This is a genomic window from Paenibacillus sp. GM1FR (genome assembly GCF_002803315.1).
Lineage (GTDB): Bacteria > Bacillota > Bacilli > Paenibacillales > Paenibacillaceae > Paenibacillus > Paenibacillus amylolyticus.
The window spans coordinates 42,979-49,541 of the sequence record NZ_MKZL01000026.1 but is presented as its reverse complement, the minus strand read 5'-3'; the positions used below and the strand labels follow the sequence as shown (position 1 = coordinate 49,541).

Annotated in this window: 5 protein-coding genes; 3 read left to right on the top strand and 2 right to left on the bottom strand. The window is 49.4% G+C overall.

The window, feature by feature from the left end; translation table 11 throughout:
* Positions 1-478: 478 nt before the first annotated feature.
* Complete coding sequence (locus PAEAM_RS19145; protein ID WP_165789970.1) at positions 479-1,102, bottom strand: pyroglutamyl-peptidase I; 624 nt, start codon at positions 1,100-1,102, stop codon at positions 479-481.
* A 21-nt stretch (positions 1,103-1,123) separates the two neighbouring features.
* Positions 1,124-2,125 carry a Gfo/Idh/MocA family protein gene (locus PAEAM_RS19140; protein ID WP_100528605.1) on the bottom strand — a complete coding sequence of 334 codons (1,002 nt, stop codon included), beginning with the start codon at positions 2,123-2,125 and terminating at the stop codon, positions 1,124-1,126.
* 489 nt (positions 2,126-2,614) lie between these two features.
* On the opposite strand from PAEAM_RS19140, the gene PAEAM_RS19135 reads away from it, so the two are divergent.
* The 3 genes from PAEAM_RS19135 to PAEAM_RS19125 all read left to right on the top strand — a co-directional run bounded on the left by PAEAM_RS19135 (position 2,615) and on the right by PAEAM_RS19125 (position 6,537).
* Positions 2,615-4,345 carry an AraC family transcriptional regulator gene (locus tag PAEAM_RS19135; RefSeq protein WP_165789969.1) on the top strand — a complete coding sequence of 577 codons (1,731 nt, stop codon included), beginning with the start codon at positions 2,615-2,617 and terminating at the stop codon, positions 4,343-4,345.
* Between the two features lie 99 nt (positions 4,346-4,444).
* Entirely contained in the window at positions 4,445-5,518 is a 1,074-nt protein-coding gene (locus tag PAEAM_RS19130; RefSeq protein ID WP_100528603.1) for a FecCD family ABC transporter permease, read from the top strand.
* Between the two features lie 2 nt (positions 5,519-5,520).
* Positions 5,521-6,537: a FecCD family ABC transporter permease gene (locus PAEAM_RS19125; protein ID WP_076214398.1), complete on the top strand. Its 1,017-nt coding sequence runs from the start codon at positions 5,521-5,523 to the stop codon at positions 6,535-6,537.
* Positions 6,538-6,563: the final 26 nt, after the last annotated feature.

The following is a 6,563-nucleotide window of genomic DNA, read 5'->3' as shown; positions in this document are numbered from 1 at the left end:
TTTTCATAAGTATTACGTCATCCGTACTCATGTTGCAGCTTTCATGAAACGGGTCAATCAGAGTCCTTTTGAATTAATTGATCGGCTACTGGTTCGGGCGTAAAGATTTTCAGTTCAATCTATATAGGCAAAAAACTTTCATAAAGATACTTGCCTCAAACTAGTGACCTCACTAGCCATGTTGGACTACACTACACATGACACACGAAATAGAAAGAGCTGTCCCCTAACGTCAGACTTAAGACGATGGGACAGCTCTTTTTTCACTTTATATTCAACTTCATATTTATACTCATATCTATCACTCTACTCAACCCAAGATCGAAGTGGAAAGAAACCCATGCAACTCCACATCATCCTGAACCCTACTGTACTCCATCATCCCAACCCACTGCTCTTCCTTTCACAACTGTGGCCTACGAATCTAACCCTCGCCTACGTTCTCCTGCAACCGCAGCCGAACGATCGCAACCATCCCCTAAGATTCAGCCACAACCGTACGAATCATGATCCGCAGAGCATCCAGCATCATGGGAATAGGCAGCGAAGGGACGGAAGGTTGCAACACCCCCATCTCTGTTGAGGCGGGAAAGTGTACAAATCCGGCACGGATCGGGAGGTGCCCTACTCGAATGTGATCCAGCACCCGGTACATTGTGTTGTTGCAGATATATGTACCTGCTGTATTGGACACGGTAGCTGGAATACCCGCTGCGGACATGTCATTCACCATGGCACGTATGGGCAACGTGGAGAACAAACCGTCCGGGCTGCCATCTACAATTGGCTCGTCCACAGGACGTTGTCCCTGGTTATCCGCATAGGAGCCTGGCGGAATGTCTTTGACATTCACGGCGATCCGCTCCGGTGTGATGGATGTTCTGCCCTTGGCCAGCCCACAGGCGATGACGACATCTGGCCGATAGGCTTCCATCTCTGCGATTAGCAGGTCTGCACATTCATCAAAGTGCACGGGCAACAGTACTGTTTTTAGCTCAGCACCCTCGATCACTTCGTTTGCAAGAGCATCCATTAATGCCCCCGTCGGATTCACTGCATCCCCGCCAAAAGGTTCAAACCCGGATATCAGAATCTTCACCATCACACGTCAGCTCCTGTCTGTTTACTCCGATTTGTAACGTAATCCCCACTGGCCCCGAATCGTGTCCATCAGCTTCATGATTTCCAAGGATTCGTCCAGTTTAATGGTGTTGCTCTCCGTCCGACCTTCGAGGATACAACGTCCCGCTTCTTCTGCCTCAAAAGCATAACCAATACATGTTCGATCATCCGTGAACTTCTCCGGCTCGTCCTGACTATTCACATGCAGATAGGCTTCTTTACCCGCCAAGAATAAAGGAAGACGAATCTTGCCTTCCGTACCGTATATGACCGCTTCATTGCTAAGGTTCAGACGAATGGCAGCACTCAGTGATGCAGAACGTCCCTCGGAATAGGACAACAACACGGAAAATTGCTCGTCCACACCCGTCTCACCGATATTGGCTGTACTCCATACATGCTGGGGCTGTTCACCAAAGATCATCGATGCAAAGGAGATCGGGTATACCCCTGCATCCAGCAAAGCTCCCCCACCCAGATCCGGATTAAGCAACCTTCCTTCCGGCTCCCAGCCGACACGGAATCCAAAGTCTGCCTGGAGCAAACGTACTTCACCGATTCTTCCTTCTGCAATCCAGGCTCTGGCTTGAGCGATCGGTGGCAAAAAGCGTGTCCACATCCCTTCCATCAGGAAAAGGTTACGCTCCCGTGCCGTCTCCACCAGTTGCTCCAACTGACGTGCATTCATCGTAAATGGCTTTTCACAGAGCACCGCCTTGCCTGCCTCCAGACAAGCCATTACATTCTCCTTATGCACAGGATGAGGTGTTGCCACATAGATAATATCTACCTCAGGATCTTGCAGCATCTCGTCATAAGAACCGTAAGCGCGTGCAAAACCATATTCAGCTGCAAACTTCTCCGCGCTTCCCGCTGTCCGTGAACCTACCGCTGCTTTCACAGCGTTTCCCGCATGCTCCAAATCCCTTGCAAACTGGGATGCAATCCATCCCGTGCCCATAATGCCCCAGCGTACTTTGTCCCGTCCCACTACTTCTGTCATATTAAAGCCTCCCTACTGCAATTTGAGTTGAAAAGGTTCATGATTCAGATCAGGCCAACATGTTATCCCCTTTATTTTACCAAAAAGAAACGCTTACGTCAGAAAACGATTTCGATTATGTGCTTTCAATAGACTTCAAGCTCATCAGGGCCTCGAACATATCTGTGTACATTTCAATTCTCCAGTAGATTTGCTAAGATTATCAGCAGACTAGGGCCAAGAAGTCTTGTCCGTAAACATACTTGTAACTAGCGACAATCTGGTTAAACTATCGATCACATCTGATAACGGGATCATATACCCTGTGCTATTCATAAAACATCTGGCTATACTGCAAACGTGCTTTTGACAAGGCAGCCAGTATTCACTACATCATGCCAAACGTATCAATAGACGTTCAAGAAAGACGTTCAGGTCCGAGAAAATATGGTACGTTCCAGATTCAATTATTACCTAAACTGTTCCAAAGAGAGGAGGTTGCATAGCACCATGACTACCATCCCCGGTACCGCCCACAGCGGCATGAATCCACACACGTTGCATCACCAGACGAGTCCCAATGCAGAAAAGGAATCCTCAATCCGAGCAGACCTGGATGCATTCTTGAATGATACCCTGATCGAACTTCGTCAGGCAGAACATATTATAACCCGTGGGAAATGGCGCTGGTCCACAACTGAGTTAGCTCATCATACCTTCATATACATGCACAAATTCACAGGCCAACTGATCTTGAATGGAATCCAATCTCACGTGGTTCGCAAATCAGCTTGTCTGTCCCTACCAGGAACTGCAATTGAACTGATTAGTGATGAAGACCATGATATTGAACTGTATATCATTCACTTTGATATGTATCGGGCTACGGAGAAAACAAAAGCCAGACGAATCTACGAACGTGAGCTCAGTTCACCTGTTACAGGCTGGATTCAGGGCCCATTTTACGGTATACAGCGCATTGCCGCACAGCTTACACAATTAAGCAATGAAGGTTTGGAAAGGGGCTTGAAAGCACAGCTCTTCCTGACGGAACTGTTACATATGCTCTGGCCTCAAGAAGACCAGACTGACGTGGGGGCTGGGCAGGATGAACCCGAACAGTGGCTCAGGTCCACCCTGCAATACATGCGCGAAAACTATATGCACGAGATCAAGCTGGAGAAGCTGGCTGAACTGGCTGACATGCACCCGTCCTATTACTCGCAGCTATTCAAGAGCCGCATGCAGAAAAATCCGATTGAGTACATCACTCATCTGCGTATGAACCGAGCCAAGGAATTGCTGCTTACTTCAGATCTGCGTATCCGTGATGTAGCTCGTGAAGTGGGTTACCGTGACGAATTTTATTTCAGCCGACGTTTCCGAAACCATGCCGGTTATGCGCCAACTTCCTATTCGAAGCAGGTCCACCGAAATATCGTGTCGCTCTCCTATCCATACACGGACCACCTGATGACACTTGGTATCACGCCATGCGCAGCTCAGATCCAAGGCCATCTTCCTCATATGCCCAAATCGCTGACGTTGCCCTTCCACGCCTATGAACCTTGGGAACAGGGACGTCAGGCTTTTCTTGATGTGAATCCTGAATTGATTCTGACCAAGGACAATGCAGTTGCCAAAGCGATGGAGCATATTGGCGATGTCGCGCCCATCATCACGATTCCCTGGAACCAGACAGATGTCTTTGGTCATCTGCATCAGATTGCATCCATTGTGGATCGTACCCAAGCAGCCACAGATTGGCTGGATCGACATGAACGCAAGGCAGAGCGTGCACGCAAAAAAATCAAGGAATTCGTCGGGGACATCACCGTTGCCGTTGGCACGTTAACACCTAAAGGTCCACGGATGTACAGCCATCGGAACTTTGGACATGTCTTTTATCGAACCTTGCAATTGGCCGCTCCTCAGTGCATTCAGACCGAACTGGCTGGCAAATCTCCCGGCGTTGGATTCAACTGGCTGCCCTTTACACCAGGAGAATGGGACGGACTTGAGGCAGATGTGCTGGTACTGGCGATTAATTCTATGCATGAAAAGGCAACACTGTTGAAAGAGATGGCTTCGAATCCACTGTGGAACAGCCATCCTGCGGTAAAAAACGGACGTGTACATCTCATCGACTGGAACTCATGGGTCGTATATGCTCCATATTCCATCAACATCCAGCTCGATGAAGCGCTCTCTATGTTGACGAACAAACCTTCACTTTTGTAATCTAAAAAATGTCCATCTCCAAAATCTTAATTTATGCCATGTACGGGCCTGAATTAAGATTCTATAATGATCACTAATTGATAATGATAATCAATAACAATGAAATACGTTGTTGGAACCAAAGGAGTGACCCGTATTCAACATCCGGGACTGCCACATCGTCCGTCTAATTCAAGAAAATCTGCAGTGACCGTTGGGCTGACGTTTTTGTCTGCCATAGCCATACTGCTGCTAAGTATGTTTGTCGCAATCTCTTTAGGTGCCAAAGGGTTAACGCTGGAAACCGTATGGGCTGCCATATTTCAGTACAACTCAGCTTTGACGCCACATCAGATTATTCATGAGCTGCGGCTGCCTCGTGTCCTTGCCGCGGTTATTATCGGTGCTGCCTTTGCGGTTGCAGGAGCTTTAATGCAAGGCATTACACGCAATCCGCTGGCAGACACGGGCATTCTGGGCATCAATGCTGGAGCCACTTTTGTCGTAGCACTGAGCTTTGCCTTTTGGCCCGGACTGCCATATGGCTGGATTATGTTTTTATCATTCGTGGGGGCTGTTCTGGGCACACTGCTTATCTTCCTGCTTGGAATGGCAGCACCTGGTGGTCTGAATTCCATCAGACTGACCGTTGCCGGAGCCGTTATTGCAGCCATGTTAACCTCGCTCAGCACAGGTGTTGCCATTTATTTTGACCTGAGTCAGGATCTGGCCTTCTGGTATGCGGGTGGTTTTGGCGGAATAGAATGGCGGCATCTGAAGTTAATTCTTCCCGTGCTGCTCGCGACGCTGGTACTGATCATGCCACTCGCCCGGCGTGTATCCCTTATGTCACTCGGTGAAGAAGTAGCGATTAATCTTGGGATCAACCTGCGCTGGACGAGGTTTCTCGCCCTCGCAGCGGTTGTTGTGCTGGCTGGTGTGTCCGTGTCGGCAGTAGGCTCGATTGGATTTGTCGGACTTGTCATCCCTCATATCTCCCGCAAACTGGTGGGTGTGGATTATCGACTCATCATTCCGATGTCTTCTCTGCTTGGAGCGATATTACTAGTGCTCGCCGATCTGGGCTCACGCATCGTGAACCCGCCCGAGGAACTCGCGGTAGGCATTATGGTCGCTTTTGTCGGTGTACCGTTCTTCCTCTATCTGGCCCGTAAAGAAAGGAGGGCCTTGTAGCGATGAATTTTAATACACCTTCACGAGGTAAACGTTCGATAGTTGTCAGTATCACGCTGCTCTGTATCGCCATTGCCGTTATTGTGATCAGCCTGAACACGGGAACCATTCGTCTCTCCCCAGCGGCTGTGTTACAGACTCTGCTTGGTAATGGCAGTTCGGATGATCAGATTGTACTGTTTGATTACCGACTGCCTCGCATCCTGGTAACTGTACTGGCCGGAGCGGGACTTGGTATTGCCGGAGCAGCCTTGCAAGGGATCACCCGCAATCCATTGGCGGACCCGGGCATTCTGGGATTACATGCAGGGGCTGCATTTGGACTAATGGTGTTTGTTAGTCTCTCCTTTACGATGGATGGTTCTGTGGCCTTGCTGATCCCGTTGTTTGCTTTTGCAGGCAGTGTTGCTGCCGCCCTGATCATCATGCTGTTATCTTATGATCGGCACAACGGCGTATCACCCATTAAGCTGATTCTGGTGGGAATCGCGGTAGCGGCCGGGTTCCATGCGTTGACACTCTACCTTTCCCTGCGTCTGGATGAAGACACCTATTCCTTTGCCGCTCGCTGGTTGGCAGGAAGCGTCTGGGGCCGGGATTGGATTCATGTACAAGCTTTGCTTCCTTGGGTGGTGTTATGTATCTCGTACATCTGGAGTCGATCCAAAACGCTTGATGCCTTCAACCTTGGTGATGCTGCCGCAACCAGTATTGGGACGCCTGTTCGATCCCAGCGTGTTATTTTGCTGCTCTGTGCCGTGGCCTTGTCTGCCGTCAGTGTATCGATGGCTGGTGGGATAGGCTTTATCGGTCTGGCGGCGCCACATCTGGCGCGCAGGCTTGTCGGTCCGATGCATCGGCATCTGATTCCAGCCGCCGGGCTTATCGGTATGGTTATTCTGGTGACCGCTGATACGATCGGGCGAACGATCTTTCAGCCTAACGCCATTCCGGCAGGCGTGGTGGTTGCTGCGATTGGTGCACCTTACTTTTTGTACCTGTTAGTACGAAGCAAGTGATCTTTTTTTCCAAAAAAACAATTAAG

What these genes read in the sequence shown, in the direction of transcription:
- PAEAM_RS19145 (WP_165789970.1), bottom strand. Translation starts at nt 1,102, where the DNA reads ATGGTGAAGATTCTGATATCCGGGTTTGAACCTTTTGGCGGGGATGCA.
- PAEAM_RS19140 (WP_100528605.1), bottom strand. Translation starts at nt 2,125, where the DNA reads ATGACAGAAGTAGTGGGACGGGACAAAGTACGCTGGGGCATTATGGGC.
- PAEAM_RS19135 (WP_165789969.1), top strand. Translation starts at nt 2,615, where the DNA reads ATGACTACCATCCCCGGTACCGCCCACAGCGGCATGAATCCACACACG.
- PAEAM_RS19130 (WP_100528603.1), top strand. Translation starts at nt 4,445, where the DNA reads ATGAAATACGTTGTTGGAACCAAAGGAGTGACCCGTATTCAACATCCG.
- PAEAM_RS19125 (WP_076214398.1), top strand. Translation starts at nt 5,521, where the DNA reads ATGAATTTTAATACACCTTCACGAGGTAAACGTTCGATAGTTGTCAGT.